Annotated in this window: 21 protein-coding genes and 1 pseudogene; 1 reads left to right on the forward strand and 21 read right to left on the reverse strand. The window is 63.6% G+C overall.

The window, feature by feature from the left end:
* Positions 1-16: 16 nt before the first annotated feature.
* From rsfS to SY1_RS12235, 18 genes are all read right to left on the reverse strand, one after another.
* Positions 17-409 (reverse strand): ribosome silencing factor, encoded by a 393-nt coding sequence (rsfS, locus tag SY1_RS00055; protein ID WP_243440530.1) that lies wholly within the window; start codon positions 407-409, stop codon positions 17-19.
* A 52-nt stretch (positions 410-461) separates the two neighbouring features.
* The gene (locus SY1_RS00060; protein WP_208872436.1) at positions 462-1,826 is read right to left on the reverse strand and encodes an LCP family protein; all 1,365 of its coding nucleotides are present in this window, start codon (positions 1,824-1,826) and stop codon (positions 462-464) included.
* Between the two features lie 81 nt (positions 1,827-1,907).
* Positions 1,908-2,504 (reverse strand): nicotinate-nucleotide adenylyltransferase, encoded by a 597-nt coding sequence (nadD, locus tag SY1_RS00065; protein ID WP_243440531.1) that lies wholly within the window; start codon positions 2,502-2,504, stop codon positions 1,908-1,910.
* 56 nt (positions 2,505-2,560) lie between these two features.
* Positions 2,561-3,859 carry a GTPase ObgE gene (gene obgE, locus SY1_RS00070; RefSeq protein WP_341524201.1) on the reverse strand — a complete coding sequence of 433 codons (1,299 nt, stop codon included), beginning with the start codon at positions 3,857-3,859 and terminating at the stop codon, positions 2,561-2,563.
* 175 nt (positions 3,860-4,034) lie between these two features.
* Entirely contained in the window at positions 4,035-4,322 is a 288-nt protein-coding gene (gene rpmA, locus SY1_RS00075; protein ID WP_015555774.1) for a 50S ribosomal protein L27, read from the reverse strand.
* Complete coding sequence (locus SY1_RS00080; protein WP_208872438.1) at positions 4,319-4,645, reverse strand: ribosomal-processing cysteine protease Prp; 327 nt, start codon at positions 4,643-4,645, stop codon at positions 4,319-4,321. Before SY1_RS00080 ends, rpmA begins: the two co-directional genes overlap by 4 nt.
* Positions 4,646-4,652: 7 nt before the next feature.
* Positions 4,653-4,964, reverse strand: a complete 312-nt coding sequence (gene rplU / locus SY1_RS00085) for a 50S ribosomal protein L21 (protein ID WP_015555775.1) — start codon at positions 4,962-4,964, stop codon at positions 4,653-4,655.
* 427 nt (positions 4,965-5,391) lie between these two features.
* The gene (locus SY1_RS00090) at positions 5,392-6,606 is read right to left on the reverse strand and encodes a dicarboxylate/amino acid:cation symporter (RefSeq protein ID WP_015555776.1); all 1,215 of its coding nucleotides are present in this window, start codon (positions 6,604-6,606) and stop codon (positions 5,392-5,394) included.
* Between the two features lie 63 nt (positions 6,607-6,669).
* Entirely contained in the window at positions 6,670-7,899 is a 1,230-nt protein-coding gene (locus SY1_RS00095) for an aminotransferase class I/II-fold pyridoxal phosphate-dependent enzyme (RefSeq protein ID WP_015555777.1), read from the reverse strand.
* 75 nt (positions 7,900-7,974) lie between these two features.
* Positions 7,975-8,937 (reverse strand): NAD-dependent epimerase/dehydratase family protein, encoded by a 963-nt coding sequence (locus SY1_RS00100; RefSeq protein ID WP_015555778.1) that lies wholly within the window; start codon positions 8,935-8,937, stop codon positions 7,975-7,977.
* A gap of 71 nt (positions 8,938-9,008) precedes the next feature.
* Positions 9,009-9,344, reverse strand: a complete 336-nt coding sequence (locus SY1_RS00105) for a hypothetical protein (RefSeq protein ID WP_208872439.1) — start codon at positions 9,342-9,344, stop codon at positions 9,009-9,011.
* A gap of 103 nt (positions 9,345-9,447) precedes the next feature.
* A complete protein-coding gene (locus SY1_RS00110; RefSeq protein ID WP_208872440.1) occupies positions 9,448-10,365 on the reverse strand; it encodes a hypothetical protein in 918 nt (305 codons plus the stop codon).
* Between the two features lie 32 nt (positions 10,366-10,397).
* Entirely contained in the window at positions 10,398-11,225 is an 828-nt protein-coding gene (locus SY1_RS00115; protein WP_015555779.1) for a KfrB domain-containing protein, read from the reverse strand.
* The gene (locus SY1_RS00120; RefSeq protein ID WP_208872441.1) at positions 11,200-11,460 is read right to left on the reverse strand and encodes a hypothetical protein; all 261 of its coding nucleotides are present in this window, start codon (positions 11,458-11,460) and stop codon (positions 11,200-11,202) included. The genes SY1_RS00115 and SY1_RS00120 overlap by 26 nt, the downstream gene beginning before the upstream one ends.
* A 105-nt stretch (positions 11,461-11,565) precedes the next feature.
* Positions 11,566-11,865, reverse strand: coding sequence for a carbon storage regulator CsrA (csrA, locus tag SY1_RS00125; protein WP_015555780.1), 300 nt, complete (start codon positions 11,863-11,865; stop codon positions 11,566-11,568).
* Positions 11,865-12,350 carry a flagellar assembly protein FliW gene (gene fliW / locus SY1_RS00130; protein WP_015555781.1) on the reverse strand — a complete coding sequence of 162 codons (486 nt, stop codon included), beginning with the start codon at positions 12,348-12,350 and terminating at the stop codon, positions 11,865-11,867. The genes csrA and fliW overlap by 1 nt, the downstream gene beginning before the upstream one ends.
* Positions 12,351-12,560: 210 nt before the next feature.
* A complete protein-coding gene (gene flgL / locus SY1_RS00135; RefSeq protein WP_015555782.1) occupies positions 12,561-16,520 on the reverse strand; it encodes a flagellar hook-associated protein FlgL in 3,960 nt (1,319 codons plus the stop codon).
* 26 nt (positions 16,521-16,546) lie between these two features.
* A complete protein-coding gene (locus SY1_RS12235) occupies positions 16,547-17,875 on the reverse strand; it encodes a flagellar basal body rod C-terminal domain-containing protein (RefSeq protein ID WP_015555783.1) in 1,329 nt (442 codons plus the stop codon).
* Between the two features lie 248 nt (positions 17,876-18,123).
* On the opposite strand from SY1_RS12235, the gene SY1_RS12240 reads away from it, so the two are divergent.
* Complete coding sequence (locus SY1_RS12240) at positions 18,124-18,771, forward strand: hypothetical protein (protein WP_243440532.1); 648 nt, start codon at positions 18,124-18,126, stop codon at positions 18,769-18,771.
* Between the two features lie 86 nt (positions 18,772-18,857).
* On the opposite strand, the pseudogene flgK reads toward SY1_RS12240, so the two are convergent.
* The 3 genes and pseudogenes from flgK to SY1_RS00155 form a co-directional block, all read right to left on the reverse strand.
* Positions 18,858-19,649, reverse strand: a pseudogene (gene flgK, locus SY1_RS12685) (flagellar hook-associated protein FlgK); the annotation flags it as partial.
* A 3-nt stretch (positions 19,650-19,652) separates the two neighbouring features.
* The gene (gene flgN, locus SY1_RS00150) at positions 19,653-20,108 is read right to left on the reverse strand and encodes a flagellar export chaperone FlgN (RefSeq protein ID WP_208872444.1); all 456 of its coding nucleotides are present in this window, start codon (positions 20,106-20,108) and stop codon (positions 19,653-19,655) included.
* 14 nt (positions 20,109-20,122) lie between these two features.
* Entirely contained in the window at positions 20,123-20,407 is a 285-nt protein-coding gene (locus SY1_RS00155) for a flagellar biosynthesis anti-sigma factor FlgM (protein WP_208872445.1), read from the reverse strand.
* Positions 20,408-20,606: the final 199 nt, after the last annotated feature.

Raw genomic sequence — 20,606 nt, forward strand, 5'->3', positions numbered from 1 at the left:
GCGATTTGGTATTATATCAAAGCTCACTGGAGCCGTCCTCCACCTCCAGCGGCCCGCGGCTCAGGGTTTCCGCGTCCCCCCAGAGCCGCTCCAGCCTGTAGAAATCCCGCCCCTTGCGGCTGAAGACGTGCACCACCACGTTGCCAGCGTCCACCAGGCGCCAGTTGGAGCTCGTCTCGCCCTCCAGGCGGCAGGGGAGCCCGTGGCGCTCCAGAGCCTCCTCGGCCGCGTCCATCAGCGTCTTCATGTGGACCTCCGAGTTGCCCGTCACCAGGACGAAGACGTCCGACAGCGCTCCAACGCTGCTCAGGTCCATGAGGACGACGTCCTCGCCGCTCTTTTCCTCCAGCGCATCGAGAAGCCACCGGTATCCCTCCGCGCCGTTCGACAGCGCCTCTTTATCCAACACAGCCCCTCCCTTCTCTCTCGTCCCCGCCTTCCGCCTTTTCGCGCCCGGCCCGTCAGGGCGCCGGCTCGAGGCGGCGGAAGACGTCCTCCTTGTCGTGCCCCAGGATCAGCGTGAGCGAGGCGGCCCGCCGGTCCGCCCGAATCAGCCCCTGGTTCGTGATGCCGCACAGCTCGGCCAGGGCCAGGGCAGCGTCCCGCGCGGCCTCGCCCCCGTCCGGCGGGTAGATGATGTTCGTCGTGTGGTAGTCGTAGTGCCTGGCGTTGCCCGTGTAGGGAACCTCGATCCCGATGCGCTGAAAGATGTCCGCAGCCCGTTTGCCCAGGCCGCTCTCCCCGTCCCCGTTCAGGATGCGGAGGCTCCCCACCCTCAGGCGCAGCTCGGCAAGCCGGTCCGCGCTGACGGCCGCCAGCCCGTTCTCCTCCCGGCCGATGGCCGGGGCAAAGTCCGCGCTGCCCACGTCGAAGCTGACGGGGGCGGATTCGTCCGCCGAGGGAAGCGGCTCCGCCAGCATCATGGAAAAGCGGGCGTTGTCCAGTATCCAATAGCTGAGGCCACCGGCGTACCCGGCCTTGCCCGGCGCCATGAACATCTGGATTCGCTCCTTCGGCAGCGCCGTTGCGAACTGCAGGAGCTGCAGGGCCTCCACCGGGCTCAGGTCCGTGTCCACCGCGTTCACCACCTCGCCGATCAGGGACGGGATCTTCGGAATGATCGCCGGGGTCTTCAGCTTGGACATCAGGACGTCCATGAACTTCTGCTGCCGCTGCACCCTGCCGATATCCCCAAGGGGGTCGTGCCGGAAGCGCACGTAGCCCAGGGCCGCCATGCCGTCCAGGTGCTGCTGGCCCTTCTTGATGTTGATGAAGAGCTTGCCCGAATAGTCGTTGTAGGACAGGTTCTTCTCGACGTAGATGTCGATCCCGCCCAGGAGGTCCACGATCCGCGGAAAGCTCTCGTAGTTCACCTTCACGAAGTAGTCCACCGGCAGCCCCGTGAGGTTGACGATCGTCTCCCGCACGAGTTGGACGCCGCCGTAGACGTAGGCGTGGTTGATCTTGTCCCAGCCCTTCCCCGGAATGTACACGCGGGAGTCCCGCGGAATGGAGGCGACCCGCACCGCCTTGTTATCCACGTCAAAGATCACGATCGCGATGGCGTCCGTCCTGGACCCGCCGTCCACGTTGTCCAGCCCCACCACCAGGACGTTGACCGTCCCCCTCGCGGAGGCGATCGTCGGGGCCTCTCCCGCCGGAACGACCAGGTTTCCCTCGCTGTCCATGCTGGCCACGTCACCCTCAGACCTGGACAGGGAAAGGACGTTGGGGCTGAAAAAGACCTCCTTCAGGCGCAGAGCCGCTCCGCCCACGGTCGCTGCGAAGATCAGGAGGACGATCCCAAGAATCTTCAAAAACCTCACCGACGCGACACCTCCAACTCGATCGGTTTTGCGCGTCAACGCGCGGCCGGGCAGGACGCAAAGCTCTCCGCCCAACCCTCTTTACTTGTAAAGCCCGTTGGACTCGATGTAGATCTCGACCAGGTGCGGCACCAGAAAGCGGATGCTGCGCCCCCCCCGCGCTCGCTCGCGGATCTCCGTGCTGGAGATCGCAAATTGCGGGATCTCCACCAGCTTCAGGTTCTCCCGGACCTCCTGCGGCAGGGCTTCAATCCCCTCCACGGGGTACCCCGGACGACAGGCCGTCACCAGGGTGCAGAGCTTCGGGAGCAGCTTGTAGTCCACCCACGTCGCGATGTCGAGGATCGCGTCCAGCCCCGTGATGAAGAACAGGTCCTCCGGCGCCACGCCGCCCGCGATGAACTCGCGAAGCGTATCCACCGTGTGCGACGGCTGGCGCCGATCGACCTCCGTTCTGGAGACGGAGTAATTCAGGACGCCCGCCGTGGCCAGAAGGGTCATGGCGTAGCGATCCTCCGCCGACGTCACCCGACGATTCCGCTTGTGGGGCGGAGAGCCCGTGGGGACGAAGACGATGCGATCGATGTTCAACCGGCTCCGGCACTCCTCGGCGAGCAGGAGATGACCGTAGTGTATGGGGTCGAAGGTCCCCCCCATAATCCCCGTCTTTATGGACACTAAAATCCCCTCTCCCAGAAACGGCGCTGCCGGCAGGAGGACCCGGCGGCCGCTCCCTACTCCATGATCCTCTCGGGCTGAAAGTCGAACTCGGCGTCTCCGATCAGGACCCGGTCACCTTCATGGGCGCCCGCCGCCTCCAGGGCCTCCTCGACGCTGAGGCGCTTCAGGAGGCGCGAGAACTTCAGCATCGCGTCCTCGTGTTCAAAGTTGATGCGCCCCACGGCCCTCTCCAGGTTGGCGTGATCCACCCGGAAGCGGCCGTCCGAGAGACGTCGGACCTCCACGGGCTCCGGCGCGCCGCCGCGGCGGCGCGGGAGCTCCTGAACGTCCTGGACCTCCGGTGCCTCCGCGAGCGTCGTCCTCCCCACGGGCCGAGGATGGGCCCGGACCAGTGCGACGACCTCGCGGATCAGCTCCGGGATGCCGTCGCCCCTCAGCGCGCTCACCAAGAGGCAGGGCCTGCCCAGACGCTCCATCTCCCGCTTCAGGACGCGGGCGTTCTCCTCCGTGCCGGACAGGTCCGTCTTGTTGCCCACCACGATGCAGGGCCGGCCATCGAGGTCCGCGCCGTAAGCGCGAAACTCCGCCTCGACCACTTCAAGGTTCTTCAGCACGTCCTCCTCGGAGAGGTCCACCACGTGCAGCAGCACCCGCGTGCGTTCGATATGGCGCAGGAACTGAAGCCCCAGACCCTTGTTCTCGTGCGCCCCCTCGATCAGGCCGGGCACGTCGGCGACGACGATCTGCTGGTCGTCCACGGCCAGGACGCCGAGGTTGGGGGAGAGGGTCGTGAAGGGGTAGCCCGCGATGCGCGGCTTCGCCCCGCTGATGGCCGCCAGGATGCTGGACTTCCCCGCGTTGGGGAACCCGACGAGCCCCACGTCGGCGATGAGCTTCAGCTCAAGCGTCAGCGTCCGCTCCTCACCGGGATCGCCCTTCTCCGCAAAGCGCGGCGTGCGGCGCACGGAGTTGGCGAAGTGGGCGTTGCCCTTTCCCCCACGGCCGCCCCGCGCCGCCACGAAGGTCTGCCCCGGTTCCACCAGGTCCGCCAGGACGCGCCCGCTCTCGTCCCGGACCAGCGTGCCGCAGGGCACGAGGACCTTCAGGTCCGCGCCATTGGCCCCCGTCTTCATGGCCCCTGCGCCGTGCCCCGCATGGCCGGCCTGAAAACGGCGGTTGTACTCGAAGTCCGCCAGGGTGACGACGCCGCCCACGGCCTCCAGGATCACGCTGCCGCCCGTCCCCCCGTCCGCCCCGTCGGGGCCTCCCTTGGGGACGAACTTCTCCCGCCGGAAGCTCAGGGCGCCGTTGCCCCCTCGTCCGGCCCTCACCATAATCTTCGCAACGTCCACAAATTTCAAGTCAACACCACCGCGACAGAAGAACAGAAAAAAAGAAGGCCCCGCGCAAAAGGGGGGCCCTCAGGGGTTCCAGGGACAAACATCCGCCCACCGAGCGCGGAATTCAAGCAGGGTAAAGGGAAGGGGCGCCGTCGCCGCGTCGCTTCAGCGGCCCCCTCCAGCCGCTTCAGTTCGCGAGGGCGGGGACGATGGAGACGTACCTGCGGTCCCCCTTGACGGCATACTCCACCTTGCCGGGGACCAGAGCGAAGAGGGTGAAGTCGCGCCCAAGCCCCACGTGCTTTCCGGGATGCAGGTGCGTGCCGCACTGGCGGACCAGGATGCTTCCCGCCGTGACCTCCGTCCCCGCATAGACCTTGACGCCGCGGTACTTCGGATTGCTGTCGCGGCCGTTCGTGGAGCTGCCCTGCCCCTTCTTGTGCGCGAAAAACTGTATGTCGAATTTATAGATCATAGCTGCACCTCCGTAATGTGTACGTACTCACCGTTTCCAGCCGCGACCTCCCTCAGCGAGAGCGCCACCGTCCTCGTCAGAAGTTCCAGCGAGGGGGCGATCCTCTGCGGCCAGAAGACCCGAATCAGCGGGACGTCTCCATCCACCCGACACTCCAGCCCCTCGGCCTTCGCCACGTCGGAAAGGCCCAGCAGGAGCGCGTGGACCAGCGTGGAAACCGCCGCGCAGACGACATCCGCGCCCTTTTCGGCGAAGTCGGAGTGCCCGCGGCTCTCCAGCCCGCAGAGCGCCCCCTTCGCCCAGTAGAGCGTTACCTCCGTCACCGGAGGCTCAGGCGTCGATGCCCCGGATGACGACCTCGGTGAAGTACTGGCGGTGTCCCTGCATACGGCGGTAGTTCTTCTTGCTCTTGTACTTGAACACCAAAACCTTCTTGCCACGGCCCTGGGCCAGGACCTCCGCCCTCACGCTGGCTCCCTCGACGTAAGGTGTCCCAAAACGGACCCCCGTGTCGCCTCCGACCATCAGGACCTTGCCGAAGACGACCTCGCTCCCCGCCTCGCCGTCGAGGCGCTCCACGCGAAAGCGGTCCCCCTCCTGGACACGATACTGTTTCCCGCCCGTCTCAACCACTGCGTACATGATGATTTTTCCTCCTCCCGCTGAAAGCAGGCCCTCACCCTCGAGGTTCTTCACGCCTGCTCCATGCGATAGATAACTTCATGATTTTACGCAAGAGAGCGGCTTTCGTCAAGCAATAAAGCGCCTCCATCGTTACAGAAGTTAATCCGACTCTGACCCTGCATCCGTTCGGTGTGGGGAATGAAGAAGCGCGTTTTTCTGGCCCCCCTGAAAGGGGGTCTGCCCCGCAGGGGCTGAGGGGTTGTTTTGGCCCCGCAGGGGCGAGACTGACGGCCCGTGAGCAGCAGCGAACGGCAGCCGGAAGGCTCCCCGAAGGGGAGGCGAAATGAAGAAAGGGGAGCGGCTAGAACCGCCCCCCTGGTCCAGGAATCATTCCAATTCCCAATCGATCGTACAGTTCGTCGTTTTTGCCCGTCGGGACAGCGGTTCAGGCGCTTGCCTGCCCCTGCTTTCCGCGCGTCATGACGTCCATGAACACGGCGATCGCCCCGTCGCCGGTGACGTTGCACGCCGTCCCGAAGCTGTCCTGCGCGATGTAGAGCGCGATCATGAGGTTGAGCATACTGTCGTTGAAGCCCAGCATGGAGCTCAGGATGCCGAGGGCGGCCATCACGGCTCCGCCGGGGACGCCCGGCGCGGCCACCATCGTGATGCCCAGCATCAGGATGAACGGAAACAGTCCGCCCAGCGTCACGTCCATGCCGTTCAGCATCATGAGGGCGATCGAACAGCTCGTGAGGGTGATGGTCGATCCGGAGAGGTGGATGGTGGCGCAGAGAGGACAGACGAACTCCGCGATTCGGTCGCTCACGCCGTTGCTCTTGGTGCAGGCCACCGTCACGGGGATCGTCGCCGCAGAGGACTGGGTGCCGATGGCCGTGAAGTACGCCGGAAGCATACGACGGATGAGCTTGATCGGGTTCTTGCCCGCCGCGGTCCCCGCGATCGTGTACTGGATCAGGATGACCGCCACGTGCAGCAGGATGATGATCGCGAAGACGCGAACGAAGACGGACATGATGTCCATGACCGTGCCGGCATAGGTCATGTTGGCGAAGATGCCGTACACGTGCAGCGGCAGGAGGGGAATGAGGACGCCGGCCACCAGCTTTTCGATGATGTGCTGGACCTCGGAAAAGCCGTTCTTCAGCGACGTGCTGTGGGTGACGGCGATGCCGATCCCGAAGATGAAGGAGAGGAGGAGCGCCGTCATGACCCCCATCAGGGGCGGCATGTCGATCGAGAAGAGCCCCTTCAGCATGGTCTCCTCAGCGTTTTGAGCGTCCTCGAGCACGATGGAGCCCACCTTCAGGAAGGACGGGAAGACGGACACGTCCACGAAATAGGCCAGGAGCCCCGCAAAGAGGGTGGAGGCGTAGGCGATGAGGACGGTGAGCCCCAGGGTCTTCCCCGCGCCCTCGCCCAGCTCCGCGATGCCGGAGACCACAAAGCCGATGATGATCAGCGGGATGCAGAAGCCCAGGAAGTTGCCGAAGATGCTGTTGAAGGTCGCGCCGATCTGGATGATGAGCGGCAGTTCCGCGCTCCTGGCCATCGTTCCCACGACGACCCCCAGAACGATGGCGATGATCAGCCGCGGAAGAAGCCCGATGTGAAACTTTTTCTGTCCCTCGTTGCCCATGACGAAAGATTCCTCCTTAAACCTTAAATATTGTGTATGCGCGTCAGAGTTCGCGCGCTGCGCCTACTTCCCGAACGACCCGATCGCCGCCAGGACCTCGTCGATGTCCGCCTCCGTGTGGTCTGCGTTGATCTGGAAGCGAATCTCCTCCGCTCCGCGCGGCACCACTGGGAAGGTCATGCCCGTAGCCAACACCCCGTTCTCCAGCAGGTGCGCCACCATGGCTCTGGTCCGATCTGTGTCGTGCAGCACGAGGGGCGTCACGGGGTGCTCGCCGGGGATCGTCTCATACCCCAGCTTGACGAGCCCGTCCTCGAAGCGCTTCGTCATGACGCGCAGGTGCTCCAGTATCTTTGCGCCCTCGTCGCTTTCAAGGATGTCGAGGGCCTTCATCGTGGCGCAGGCCTCGCCCACCGTGATGGGGTTCGAGTAGATGTACATGGCCGCGTGCTCCCGCAGGTAGGTGATCAGCGCGCGCGACGCCGTCACGTAGCCGCCGTTCACCCCGTAGGCCTTGCCCAGGGTCCCGATCAGGACGTCCACCCTGGCTCCGGTCATCTCCTCCGTGCCGTGTCCGGTGCGGCCACAGGCCCCCACGCCGTGGGAGTCGTCCACCACGAGGAAGGCCCCCTCGGCGAAGTGCTCGTCATAGCTGTGGACCAGCTCCTGGATCTCCTTGAGCGGGGCGTGGTCACCCCTCATGCTGAAGATGCCGTCCGTCACCACGAGAACGCGCTTCGCCGTGCCAGCCTTCGCCTCATCGAGGCAGCGCTTCAGGTCGCCCAGGTCGTTGTGCTTGTACACCGCGCGGAAGGGGGGCCGGCCCAGTTTGATGGCGTTGATGATGCTGTTGTGGTTCAGCTCGTCGCTGACGACGAAGGTCTCCTTGCTGATGAGGGAGGTGATGACCCCGCCCACGGTCACGTAGGCCGCGCTGAAGATCATCGCGTCCTCCCGGCCATGGAAGGCCGCCAAACGGTGCTCAAGGTCGCGGTGCGCCTTGAACGTCCCGCTGATAAAGCGCACCGCGCCGGGCCCGACGCCAAAGCGGCGCGTGCCCTCCTCGTCCGCTGCGATCATGTCCTCGCGCAGGGCGAGGCCCAGGTAGGAGTTGGAGTTCATGCGAATGAACTCCTTGCCGCCGCGCCCCTCGAGCAGGTAGCGGGGCCCCCTGGACCCGGCGGCCCGCTTCACCTCGACGATGATCTCCTCCTTCCCCTTCATGCGCCCTTCCTGCTTCAGCCTCTCAAGCTCCGCAGCGAGGGCCGCCTCCAGCTTCTTCATGATCTTCATCGCTCTCCTTTGATTTAAAGATGAACAGGGATGAACATTAGAATTTAGAACGGGGACGATGCCGCCCAGGCAGGATTAGAACTTCGCCTCATCGCCCAGCTTGAGGCGCAGGTTCTTCAACATGTCGTCGGTCATGGCGTTCAGGTCGTACTTCGGGTTCCAGTCCCACTCCGCCCGCGCCGCCGAATCGTCGATGGAGTTGGGCCAGCTGTCAGCGATGGCCTGGCGCACGGGATCGACGTCGTAATCCATGACGAAGGACGGAATGCGGACGCGGATCGCCGCCGCCACCTGCTCCGGCTCAAAGCTCATCGCCGTGATGTTGAAGCAGCAGCGGTGGACCAGTCGTGCCGGGTCCGCCTCCATGACCTGCACCATGCCGTCGATGGCGTCCGGAATGTACATCATGTCCATGTAGGTTCCCGCCGCGATGTAGCTGGTGTAGCGCGCCGCCTGCACGGCCTGATAGTAGATGTCCACTGCGTAGTCCGTCGTCCCCCCGCCCGGCAGCGTCTTGTAGGAGATGAGGCCGGGGAACCGCACCCCCCTGGTGTCGACGCCCCATTTCTTGTGGTAGTACTCGGCCAGGAGCTCTCCGGCCACCTTGGTGATGCCGTAGATGGTGTTGGGACGCTGAATCGTGTCCTGCGGGGTCTTGTCGTGGGGTGTTTCAGGGCCAAAGGCGGCGATGGAGCTGGGGAAGAAGACCGCACAGCCCTTCTCGCGGCCCATCTCGAGGGCGTTGCACAGCCCCTGGATGTTGATCTGCCAGGCAAGCTGAGGCTTCTTCTCCGCGTTGGCCGACAGGATCCCGGCCAGGTGGTAGATCGTGTCCGGCTTGAACTTCGACACGCACTCCGCGTACCGCTCCGCCTCTCGGACGTCCAGGATCTCGAAGGGGCCCTCCGGAAGGGCGTGCGCCGCATCCTCCCGGACGTCGGTGGCAAGGACGTTCGCCGCGCCGTAGTCCCGGCGCAGCCGCGTTACGAGCTCCGTCCCGATCTGTCCAAGGCACCCCGATACCATGATCCTCTTCATTGTGAAGACACCTCCATACAGGATTGGATTCCTGATCTCAGTATAGGACAACGAGAGGACGTTTTAAGTTGCTATATTTTATATTCTAAAAGGACACCCCATACAGCCTCGCTCAATGCTCTGAATGCCTCTCCTATCTTCTCATTATGACAAAAAAGGTTCAGAGGGCTGAGCAAGTCTGGATGAGCTATGAAGTATGAGAGCGGCTTCGCCTTAGGCATCCAATCTGTGGATTTGAAATCTGCGATAGGAACGCGGACGGTATCGCCGCGTTGCAATGTTTCATCCACACGCCACCACAAGCCAACTGGAACGGAGTACGTCGTGTTCATAACCAGTCGGCCGAAACAGAACAGGGCGGCAAGCGCCGCCCCGACAAGAAGAATCGATGCTGCACTTCGCCGCATTATAGAATGGAATTTGATTGCATCGTCTTACGCCTCTTTAATTAAGCGTCTGTTCGTTTTCTTAGCCGTAATGTTACGATGCTCTCTGTTGAAAGAATAGAATTTACTTAAAGCCGGGAGTGAAAGTTTCGCCCTTAGCACGGACGCTCAAGTACAGGATGTCTCCGCCGTCATACCTCTCTTCAGGGGCTATGCTCCTGTATCCGTCGTGTTCCACATCGACGTTTTGAGCCATCTCCTTGCGCACGTCTTCAGGCACACCTTCAAGGCTGTACCCAATCCAGCACTTTTTGCTGTTCCCGTGAAATGACCAACGACCACTGGAAAAATCGACAGCGGTCTTAGGAATACCCAACTCATACAGCTTTTCAATGTAGGGACGCAAAATTTTTTCCATGTGTTCCGGTGTATCCAGGACGGTCCCCAGGTCAAAATCCTTGTTCGATTCAATTTCCTTCCTGTGGTCATCAAGATAGCCCATCCCCATCAGGCCATTGAGGGCCAATTTAACGTTTTTGATAGGACCGAGTATGTTGTTCAGTTCCTCAGAGGTAGAAAATTTGCCGAACGTCTTCTTGTGGCTCTGGATACCGAGTTTCTCAAGCGTCTGTTCGTTCTCCTCAGCGTAATACTGTGTCAGCCAGTGCATTTCTTTCCCCTGCTCTGCCTGAAGTTCCTCAAAGACCGTGCGGGCCTCGCGTACACGGGCTTTCAGCTCAACGTTAGCTGCGGCCGGGTCTTCCGGCAGCGGAGCATCCTTTCTGTCTTTGCAGTATTTTTCAATCCAGGTGTTCGCAGACTTCGAGCCTCTAACGGCTATCATCTGCAACTCCATCGAAGCATCATGAGCCTGCTTCGTCAGCATCTCATTCTCCGCAGCGAGCTCCTCCGGCGTCATCGAGGCAATGGCCGGCGTGTTGATGGACGAGCCGCCGCTGCCTACCAGGGAATACACTCCGGCAGCCAGAATTCCCAGCACCAGGACAACAACAACCACGTTTCCCATTTGCAGCTTCTTCACGAAAACCGCCCCTTTCCATCTTGCCACACAGGCTATCTGCGCAGCGTTTTTTTGTTCTTTTGTACCAGAGGCTCGACACGCGCCGTGCTGCCGTCCCTGGCATAAGCGATCTTCAGGTTCTGGCCACGCTCCGGGGAAACATCCAGCCTGTCCAGTCTGTGGACGTACAGGCCGCTGCCGATCCTCTGGAGGCAGTAGCCTTGCTCCTCGTTCACGTGGATGATCTCACCTTTGTATGTCTGGCCATCCTCGCGCGGTTCGACAAAAATCTTTGGCGCCTCGATGAGGTTGAGTTCCTGGATTTCCTTCTCCAGCTTTACCGCTTCCGGGAAAAGCGCCTCGCGCTGGAGCTCTTGAAAGTGTTCGAGGCCTGCTCTCAGATTCGCCTGGCGGGCGGCATAGTATTCCGTTCGGGCATCCTCCTGTGCCGGAAAGTACCGCTTCCCAACGCCCAGATAGGATATTTGGCCGCTGACGAAGGTATACATGCCATCGCCCCGTGGAATGCCTCGGATTCCGTTGGGGAAGATGCTCTCGACGTGTTCTCGGTAGGTTTTCGGGTCCTGAACGAGCTTCAAGGACAGCTCCGCTTCTCCGCTCCGCGAAAGCTGCTTGTCCAGGATATCGGAATCCGTCTCCTTCAGGTACTGCTCGACTGCGATACACTGGCGCTCCAGCTTGAGGGCATGGAGGGCGTTCCCGTCCTGTGACGCCTCCAACAGAACAGACGAAAGTTCCTTCAACGCTGCGTTGTAGCCGCTCCGATCCTCTGATGAAGCAACGGATTCAAATGCTTTCGTTAAGTCAAGAAAAAGATTCTCTCGACTCGTTATATCAGGCTTCAAGCCATTCTTTTCCATAGGCTGCTACCACATCATCCAAATTGTGTCCAGATTTTTTTAACCGTTCAACACCCCAATCTGTCTTGAGAACACGAGCCATGGGCAACGATAAAGGAATTTGCTTTGCAAGTTTTATGGCTAGTTCTTTGTTTCCAGCTTTAAAGGCATCTGCAACCTGTCTTCCAATTTCCTTACGCCGAGCTTCTGGCATTGTAGATTGAAATATAAAGCTCCTCCCCCTTCCGAGTGACATCGTATCACTGCCTGAGAACACGGGTTTTCCGCCGCCGTCATCCACGGTCAACGGTTGTACGGCACGTCAAATGATCGGACGTTCCAGTACAGGATGTCTCCGCCGTCACTCCTCGTCCCGTTCCCTGAGGCGCACCGTCGGGATCTTCGACAGGCGCGAGAAGGTCGAAACCGGCAGCTGCGGCGTCTCATCGGCCCCCTCCACCTTCGCGGAGCGCTTCGCCGCCTCCGCCGCAACCCGGTTCTCCGCGACGATGACGTCCCAGAGCTCCTTGCGCCAGATCTGCGTCGCCTGAGGCGCCGTGATCCCCAGCCTCACCACGTCGCCCCGAACGTCGATCACCATCACCTCGACGTCCGTCCCGATCTGTATGGACTCGTTGATGCGTCGGCTCAAGACCAGCATCAGCCCTGTCCCCCTGCAGCCGCAGCCTGACTCCGCATCCTCGTGCGCACGTCGTCGGGGAAGACGGCGTGGCGAATGGGGTACTCTTCATTGAGCGCGATGACCTGCACGGCCTTGCGCGTCTTGAGGTTCAGCAGAATGGGCGCCCTCAGGTTCGCCGTCATGTTCCACGGCGCGCCCTCCGGAATGGACACCACGATCAGAAGGGCCAGGTCGGCGGGGTCCATGGAGCCCACCAGCTCCAGCTCGTCCTCCGGAATGCGCGCGTTATAATCCGGGCGCACCGCGTCCGGCGTCGTCACCGGCAATGCCAGAGCCGGGTCCTCCAGGTTCTGAAGCCACTTGATGGCGTTGTCCTCGCTCCCCACCAAAATCCAGCGATGCCGGTCCTCAAAGGCCGGAATGCCCCTGGGAAACGCCAGGACGTCCTCGTCCCCATAGGAGACCTCGCCAAACCGTTCCGTCGCTATCGTCGTTGCTGACATCTTTATCCTCATACTTTCACGCCCGCCACGAAAAATCAGGAAAACAGGGCGGACAAGACCTGACCGCCCTGCGCCTCCGACCGCCCCATCGAGACCGCCGGTCCGTCGTTTCGGCACTATTATACACGAGGCGCCCCGCAGCCCGGCGAGGGGCCGCGGACGCCCGCCAAAAAGCCACAGGGGGCAAACGCCCTCCGCGGCCTGCAGGTCCTAGCGAATGAAGTCCAGCAGGCTGGGCTGGATCAGCTGAGCGATGACGGCGAGGTTCGACTGATAGACGTAGTTGGCCATCATGAGCTGCGTTGCGATCTCCGCCGGGTCCACCGTCGCAAGTTCGTCGTGGGTCTCCGTCAGCAACGTGTTCTCCGTCGTCAGGCGGTCCATGTTGGCCTTGTAGCGGTTCTGCATGGCGCCGTTGGAGGAGAGCACGCTCAGGACGTTGTCGATGAAGGCGTCGATGCGCGGCAGCATGACCTCGCTCAGGCCGGTCCGGTTCCCGGCCCGCACCGCCGCGGTGACGTCGCCGAACATCTCGTAGCCGTTCTGCTTCCTCTCGTTGGCGCCGCTGCGGTTCGTCGTGTTCTGCACGAAGATCCCCTGGGGTTTGCGCGTGTTGGCAGGATCGTCCAGCTTATACCCGCCCCGATAACAGGTCTTGACCTCGCTGGCGGTCCCGCCGAAGAACTCTGCCGTCCGATCTCCCGCCGTCGTCATCGGAGTGCCGTCCGCCTTCACCTTCGTGACCTCGGCCCTGATCGAGTAGCCCCGCGGGGACCACAGCACGAGACGGCCCTCGTCGTTCAGCTCCGCCTTGACGTCGTAGTCCTGCATGCGGGCGTTGATGGTCGCCACCAGGTCCTTCGCGTCCATCTTTCCGTTCCCGTTCACGTCGCGCATCGCCGTCATGTCGATGGTGTGCGTGTATCCGGCCACGGTGATCGAGAAGACGCTTCCTTCGGTCTCCCCCACCGACCACTCCATGCCGCTGACGTCCTTTTCGCCCTGGATACCCGTGCTGAGGCCGAGGTGTTTTTTCGCGATCGTCCCCTTGACGTCGACGACGTTGACCGCCGAGCCGTCCTTTGCCGCGATGGAGAGGATGGGGTAGTCGCCGCTCTGCCGCCCCTCCTGCCCCAGGTGAGCGTCGAAGTAGTTGACGTAGAGCCAGTCCTTTGCCTGGGAGCGCAGGCGGTCCATGACGTCCTTCACCGTGTCGTTCTCCGAGACGTCGATGGTCACGCTGCGCCCCAGGCTCTCAAAGCGCAGGACGCCGGACGCCCCGAACTTCTGTCCGTCCTTCATCGGGGCCTCGGTCCGCTTCAGGTTGGCCGAGACGCCGCCGTGGATGCCGAGCTGGGCCGCGATGCCCCCCGCGTAGTCCGACCATTCGGGGTCGGAGAAGGGCAGGTCCACCACCGAGAAGGGCTCACCCGACAGGAAGTGGATGGAGGCGGAGTGCGGAATCTCCGCGCCGTTTTTGTCCACCGGCACGGTGAGCCCCATGACGTTCGCCCCCTCCTGAGCGTTCACCTGGTTCACGATCTCCCGCATCACCTTCACCCGATCGACCTCGCCGGTGGCGGGGTCCACGACGGCCTTCTTCGTGATGTTGACGTCGTAGGTCTTTCCGCAGTTCATCTGGACGCGCACCTTCACCCCCAACTCGTCGTCCACGCAGGGGGCCTCGGGAAAGACAATGCTCTTCACTCCCATGTCGGGGGTCGTGCGGAGCGACGTGGACAGGCCCATCTCGTCGGCGTAGTGTTGGTCGTTCATGTCCAGGAACAGGACCTGCTCGCCCTTCAGCCCGCGGATGACAAGGCGCTGCGTGGCCTTCTCTCCATTGTAGCTGGTGCCAAGCCCCGACTCCGTCCCGTCCTCGCTGCGGCCGTCCTTGTTGTACACGTCCACCGTCACGTCAAGCCAACCCGCGCCGGCGTTTCGGATGCGGGCGGCCAGGTCGTCCATCGTGTACTCTCCGGGGTTCAGGGTGATGTCCGCCGTGTGCCCGCCGCTCATCACGCGCCAGTGCAGCGGCTTACCCTGATAGGGATTTGTCTTGGGGTCATAAGGCTTCGTGGGGTCTTTCAGCTGCCCCACCTTCAAGGTTCTGCCGTTCTCGAACTCCACGCTCTTCAGGGCCGTCTCCATCCCCAGGACGTCGAACACGTCCATGTGGCTGTGATCGACGGGGCGCGTCTGCGGCTTGGAGGCGATGACCCCCCGCTGCTCCCCCGTCTCGGCGTCCTCGGCGAAGGTGAAGTCGAAGAGTGCCAGCGCCCCTCCGGACCCCGTGATGGTGAGGGAGGGGTAGTGCAGGGACTCCGCCGCGGCGTTCGTGGACAGGCTGTCCGCGGGCAGCTCGCCGACGCGCTTCGCCACGGCCACCAGCTGGTCCGCGTCGGCGGAGGTTCGGGAGTAGACGCCCTCGATGGCGTTGAGCTTCTCCGCGACATCCGTCAGGGTGTCGCCCTCGTTGACGTAGACCGTCACCGACAGCTTGTCCCCCACCTTGACGGAGAGGGAGCTGGTGGAGCTCTTCACGGGCCCCGCCTCGCCGAACAGCTGCTGGACGCCTCCCGCAGCGCCGTGGTCCTTCACCGTCACCTGACCGCGGGAGGACTGGAGCACCAGGCGTCCCGCGACGACGGAGGCCACGGGCACGTCGCCGGCGTCCACCGGGATCTTCTTGTTGATCTCCGCCACCAGGTCCGAGATGGAGCGCATTCCGGCAAACTCGAAGTCGTAGTCCTTGCCGTCCACGTTGACGGTGATGCCCTTGCCCAGCGAGTCGTCGCGCCAGCCCAGGACGCTGGCCTTCCCCATGAGGCCGCTGTACTTCGCGGCCTCGCTCCGGCGCGCCGCGCCGAAGAGCTGCTCCGCCGCCGTGCCGTCCACGCGGATGGATTTACCGTCCGCGGAGGTCAGCACCAGCTTCCCGTTCCTGCTGGAGGCCGTGACGCCGGCGGGGAGAACGCCTGCCGTATTCAGTTCATCAAGCAGAGCCTTCACGTTTGCGGGGTCCGCCGCAAACGTGTAGGTCTTTTTCTCCTGGGTCCCGTCCTTCGCGGTCGTGACGACGGTCAGGGCTTTATCCTTCAGCCCGGACAGGGAGATGTCCGCCGTGCCGCCCAGCAGGGAGGCGTTCCAGTTCGGGGTTTCTACCTTCAGATTCCCTCCGGCCGTCGTCCCGGTCTTCTTGAACTGAATGCCGGCGATGGACTGTGGCATGGGCGTGTAGTCCGTGGTGGGCCAGCCGGTGATGCCCACCTTTTCGCCCGTGTGGCTCTTGATGACCATCTGCTGGCGGCCCGATGCCAGGTCCTTCTCCACCGACGCCCGGACCAGCATGTCCGCCCCCTGCTCCTCCAGGGAGCGGTTGACGAGCGCCGCCAGGTCGTCCAGGCTGATGCCCGACACCTCGCCGGGGTCGCGGAACTGGTTGTAGTCCGTCGGCTTCGTCTTCCCCGTCGCCACCTCGTCGATCCAGCGCTCCGGGATGAAGACGGAGATCGTCCGGTTCCCGACGGTGATCTGGACCTTTTCCTCGCGCCCCTTCCACTGCCAGTCCAGCGGCACGTAGTGGCTGCATACGAAGTAGGCCTTCTCTTTGTTCGGAAGCACCTCGCTGCCCGTGAAGGAGACGTCCCCCGTCAGGACGTTCGAGAGCGCGTACTTGATGCGCTCGTCCGTGCCGCGGTAGGTCAGGGTGCCGTCCGCGTTGAGCACGAAGGGGGCCTCCCCCGTGCTCGTGCCGCCGAAAAGGTACTGCCCTGCGACCTTGGTGTTCAGGGCGTCCAGGATGGTCTGCCGGTTGGCCTCGATCTGCTTTGCGATGATCTCGCGATCGCTCTTGCTCAGCGCGGCGTCTCCCGCCTGGATCACCAGGGTCCGGATGGCCTTCGCCGCGTTCAGGACCTGATCCAGCACGCCCTCCGCGTGCTTCAGGAGCGCCACGGCGTTCTCGCCGTTCTCCTTGTAGTCCTCGTTGGCCCCGATGGCGGATTGCAGCTCAAGCGCACGGGAGATGGCCGAGGGGTTCTCGGACAGGTTGGAGTACTTCTTCAGGGTCGCCAGCTGCTTTTGGAGGTTCTGAATGTTCCTGTAGTTGCCCTGCAGCGAACTCAAAAGAGTTTTGTAGGAGCCCACGCTCGTCGCTCGGCTGTACATGTCCTTACCTCACCTCTCCTGAACGGTTAGCGGCCCACCAGGCCGAAACCGTTGATGATCGCGTTCAACATCTCGTCCACGGTGGTCACGTAGCGCGACATGGCGCCGAAACAGCGGTTGAGGGTGATCATGTCCATCAGCTCCTCGTCCAGGTTCACGCCGGACACCGCCTCGCGCTGCAGGCCGATCTGTTCGGCCAGGCTGTCCTGCGCGGTGCTCATCAGCTGCGCGTGCGCCGCCTTGGAGCCGACCTGGGAGAGCATCGCGTCGTAGACGCCCCTGATGGTCATCGTGCCGCCCTTGAGGACCCGCGCGGAGGCCAGGTTCGCCATGCGCAGGGCGTTGCTCCCGTCACCCGACCCGCCGCTCACTCCGCTCACGGCGACCCCCGCAGCGTTCTTCCGGCCCATCGCCGCCCCGATCAGGGCGTTGTCCGCCACCACGGCATCGTTGACGGAAAGGTTCGAGGCCGCCCTGGTCCGCGTGCCGAGGGGTTTGAAGAAGGCGACCCCCGTCGTCGTGATGTCGCCACCGATGCCGTACCCGGAATACTGATAGGCGTTGACGTGGTTCACCAGCCCCCAGGTCAGGTCGTTCAGCTGCCCCTGGAGGTTGGGGATGATCCCGTCCCTGGCCTCCTCGAGGGCCTTGATCGTGCCGCTCCGGACGTGGTGGCGCACGGTGATGGCCGTGCTGCCGGCGTGCTTCAGGTTGAACCACATGCCCTCCTCCACCTGGGCGAGCTTTGACGCGCTGTAGTCGCTGCTCCCTCCCGACGCGGGGATGCGCCTCGCCTCCTTGAACCGGTTGTCCGAGGAGAGGTAGCGCACGCCGTTGAAGGTGAAGGAGGCGTCCTCCGCCACCGTGCTGATGGCCGCGACCTCGCGGTAGACGGGCGTTTTGTCCGTGGCGCTGACCGTACCGATCTGTTCGAGGCGCATCAGCCCCAGGCGCCGCAGGACCTGATCGTTTCCGTCCGCCCCCCCCATCAGCGTGATGCGCTGCGCCTCGCCCGGCACGTCCGAGGCGATCGTCAGGTACCAGGACTGGTCCGAGTCCTGCTTCAGCGAAGCGTGCACCCACTCCTCCGGCGCGGTGATCCCCAGCTCCGCCTGATACTTCTCGTTGATCTTGTTGCGGATCGTGGTGAGCGTGTCCGTCTCCTCCACGTCGATGGTAACCACCGACGCCTTGTTGACGATGCCCATGCGCTTCGCCAGGCTGCCCTCCACGTCGCTGATGGAGATCAGGCGGTGGTCCTTCGACTCGACGTAGAACTGCGTGGCCGTGCCCGTAGTCGGCCCCGACACGGCGGTGAGCCCGGATATCCCGCCGCTGGGCAGCGCCTGGTTCATGAAACCCGTCAGCTCCGCGACGGTCAGTGCGCCCGAGGCGCTGACGACGGGATAGGGGCGAGGGCGTCGGCCGGGTCGTATCCGCTCCGGACGCGAACACGTCGCTCGTCAGCTCCCACCTCTTGGAGGAATCGTTCCAGGATGCGGTGACGTCCACCTGATTGTCCGCCACGCCGATGCGGAACGTGTGCCGATCCCCCGCCTTGCCGGGGCCGATGATCTCCCCCTCCTTCAAGCCCTCGGCGGCGTTGGCCCGGAAGATGCCCGACGTGACGCGCGTGCCCTGGGTCCCCACCTGGATGCGGAAGGAGCCCTTGATGCCGAGGGCCTCCGTGGGGGACATGGGGCGACTCCGCATCCGGGTGTTGCCCTTCTTCACCACCTGGACCGGCGAGAGCATCCCCAGCGTCCCTCCCACGTCCCGGACCTCCAGCGAACGGGTCCAGCCGTCCGCGTCGTTGCCCGCCTCGATGCGGAGGGAGGTGGGCGGTGTGACGCCGTCCGGCAGCAGCGAAACCTTCAGTCCGGAAGCCGAGAGGTCGGGACTCGCTGCGATCGCACTGCTCAAAAAGTCGCCCAGCTCTTTAACGGTCAGCTCCGCGTCGCCCGAATCACCGTCCGTGCCCAATGGGTTCCCGTCGGAGTCCTTCGCCTTCAGGGTCCATTTCGAGTTTGCCGCATCCCAGGCGATGTCAACGGTGAAGCTGGTGGGCGTCCCGTCCACCTTCGTCGTTCGGATGGTGATGCTCCGCGTCCTCGCCTTGTCCGATGCGTCGCTCAGCATGACGCCGTCCTTAAACCTGGAGGTGGTCACGGCCCGCGTGTCGAGGCAGAGGGGGTCGCCGCCGCCCAGGGCCCACTCCTTGCCGTTCGCGAGGCGGTCGACGGTGAGCTGATGCACCCCCTCCGGCCCCGTGGCCAGGACGTCGGCGACGTAGCAGTTCTCCACGATGTCGAACTCGTTCTCCGCCACCTGGACGTCGTAGTAGACCTGACCGTCCCACTGGAAGGCGTGAGCCCTCAGCTCGCGGACGTGGTCGCCCTGGATGAGGGCGCGCCCGTTCAGCGTCAGGAAGAACTCGCCGTTCACGTCGCCGTACCGCAGGGGCTCCTGAGGGGTGACGTCCAGCATCTCGGACAACTTGTCGAGGAGCAGGTCCCGCTGGTCCCTCAGGTCGTTGGCGTTCTGGTCCAGCGCCTCGGCCTTGTATATCTGCTTGTTGAGGGCGGCGATCTTGTGCAGGATCTGGTTCGCGTCCTGGACCGCGGTCAGGACCTGCTGATTCAGGTTCTTCGCGTACGTCTCAAACCCGGTGACGATCGTGTCCAGCACCCCGCCGATGGACCGGGCCGCCTCCACGAGGCTGCGCCGCGCGGCGGCGTCCTCCGGCTTCTGCTGCAGCGTCCGCATGGCAGCGTAGAACGTGTTCATCGCAGCGCTGAGCCCCTTGTTCTTCGGCTCCGGAATGTAGTTTTGCAGGTTCTGGTAGACGGCATTGATCGTGTCCCAATACCCCTTGGTGGCCAGGTTGGAGCGGTACTGAAAGTCGAGGAACTGGTCCCGGATGCGGACGATCTCGTCGGCCTTCATCCCCTGGCCGACCTGCCCAACGCCCGGAAGGTCCATGGGCTGCACCGTGGAGCGGAGCACCCGCTGACGGGAATACCCCTCCGTCCTCATGTTGGAGACGTTGTGCCCCACGGTCTGCATGCCGAGCCTGTAGGCGTTCAGCGCCCTCTTCCCCATCTCGATTCCCGAAAAAGCGTTGAGCATCTTCTACCCCCTGAAATCCGCCGCTCCCGCGTCCGCGGCGCCCTCACCCATGAGACGGCGCCACTCCGACAGCAGCATCGCCGTATACCGTTTATTTTGATCGATCAGCCCGCTCAGGATCGCCATCTCGGATTTCAGCACGAACACGGACTGGGTCAGCCGGTCCGCCGCGCCGTTGAACAGGGCGCGCTCAGCCTCATCCATGGGGACGGCCAGGGACTCCGCGCAGGGCTCGCAGCCAAACTGCGCCGCCAGCCGCTTCGCCAGGTCGCTCCGCCGGAGCTCCTGGGTCTGCACATCGAAGACGACCTCATGCATCTCCTTCATCAGGCCGTCCATCTCCTCCGCGTCCCCCACCTTCACGGCCTCGCGCTGATCCCGAACGACCTCCACCAGGTCGTCGATCGCGTCCGCTTCCTCCAGGACCGCGCTGATCAGAGCCTCAACCTCGCCGCGCACGGCCTCGCCCCCCGCTAGCGGACGTTCAGCATCCCCGCCACGATCAGGGAACGGGCCACCTGGTCCAGCTGCGGGACGTAGGTTCCCGCCTCCACCTGCTCCCTGTAGGCCGCGACGACGTCCTCCCGGACGTCCGGAACGTTCTTGAGCTCCGCGTCGATGCGGGCCAGCTCCACCGAAAACGAGCTGAAATCCGCCTCGTCCGTGCCGACGGACGTCCCTCCCATGCCGGCCTTCCGCCGCGCCCTCTTCGCGTTCGGCGCGTCGAAGCCGAACTGTCCGTATATCCTTCCTACCAAAGGAAACACGCTCCTTTCCGTCCTTCCTCGTTCGCATTCGCCCGTCCACCAGGGGCGTCCATGCCCGGTCTGCGCGCGGACGGCCTCGTTCCGGGTAGAGTATCGGAGCTTTCTCCCCCGCCCTTTACCCGCCGGCTCCACTCGCTCCACTCAGCCGGCGCTTCCCGCGGCGGCGCAGGCGCCCAGCACGGAGGCCCCC

This window comes from Fretibacterium fastidiosum (genome assembly GCF_000210715.1).
Lineage (GTDB): Bacteria > Synergistota > Synergistia > Synergistales > Aminobacteriaceae > Fretibacterium > Fretibacterium fastidiosum.

Excerpts from the sequence above, each read along its gene's own strand:
- rpmA (WP_015555774.1), bottom strand. The coding sequence starts at position 4,322 with ATGATCTATAAATTCGACATACAGTTTTTCGCGCACAAGAAGGGGCAG.
- rplU (WP_015555775.1), bottom strand. The coding sequence starts at position 4,964 with ATGTACGCAGTGGTTGAGACGGGCGGGAAACAGTATCGTGTCCAGGAG.
- SY1_RS00090 (WP_015555776.1), bottom strand. The coding sequence starts at position 6,606 with ATGGGCAACGAGGGACAGAAAAAGTTTCACATCGGGCTTCTTCCGCGG.
- SY1_RS00095 (WP_015555777.1), bottom strand. The coding sequence starts at position 7,899 with ATGAAGATCATGAAGAAGCTGGAGGCGGCCCTCGCTGCGGAGCTTGAG.
- SY1_RS00100 (WP_015555778.1), bottom strand. The coding sequence starts at position 8,937 with ATGAAGAGGATCATGGTATCGGGGTGCCTTGGACAGATCGGGACGGAG.
- SY1_RS00105 (WP_208872439.1), bottom strand. The coding sequence starts at position 9,344 with ATGCGGCGAAGTGCAGCATCGATTCTTCTTGTCGGGGCGGCGCTTGCC.
- SY1_RS00115 (WP_015555779.1), bottom strand. The coding sequence starts at position 11,225 with ATGGAAAAGAATGGCTTGAAGCCTGATATAACGAGTCGAGAGAATCTT.
- SY1_RS00120 (WP_208872441.1), bottom strand. The coding sequence starts at position 11,460 with ATGTCACTCGGAAGGGGGAGGAGCTTTATATTTCAATCTACAATGCCA.
- csrA (WP_015555780.1), bottom strand. The coding sequence starts at position 11,865 with ATGCTGGTCTTGAGCCGACGCATCAACGAGTCCATACAGATCGGGACG.
- fliW (WP_015555781.1), bottom strand. The coding sequence starts at position 12,350 with ATGTCAGCAACGACGATAGCGACGGAACGGTTTGGCGAGGTCTCCTAT.
- flgL (WP_015555782.1), bottom strand. The coding sequence starts at position 16,520 with ATGTACAGCCGAGCGACGAGCGTGGGCTCCTACAAAACTCTTTTGAGT.
- SY1_RS12235 (WP_015555783.1), bottom strand. The coding sequence starts at position 17,875 with ATGAACCAGGCGCTGCCCAGCGGCGGGATATCCGGGCTCACCGCCGTG.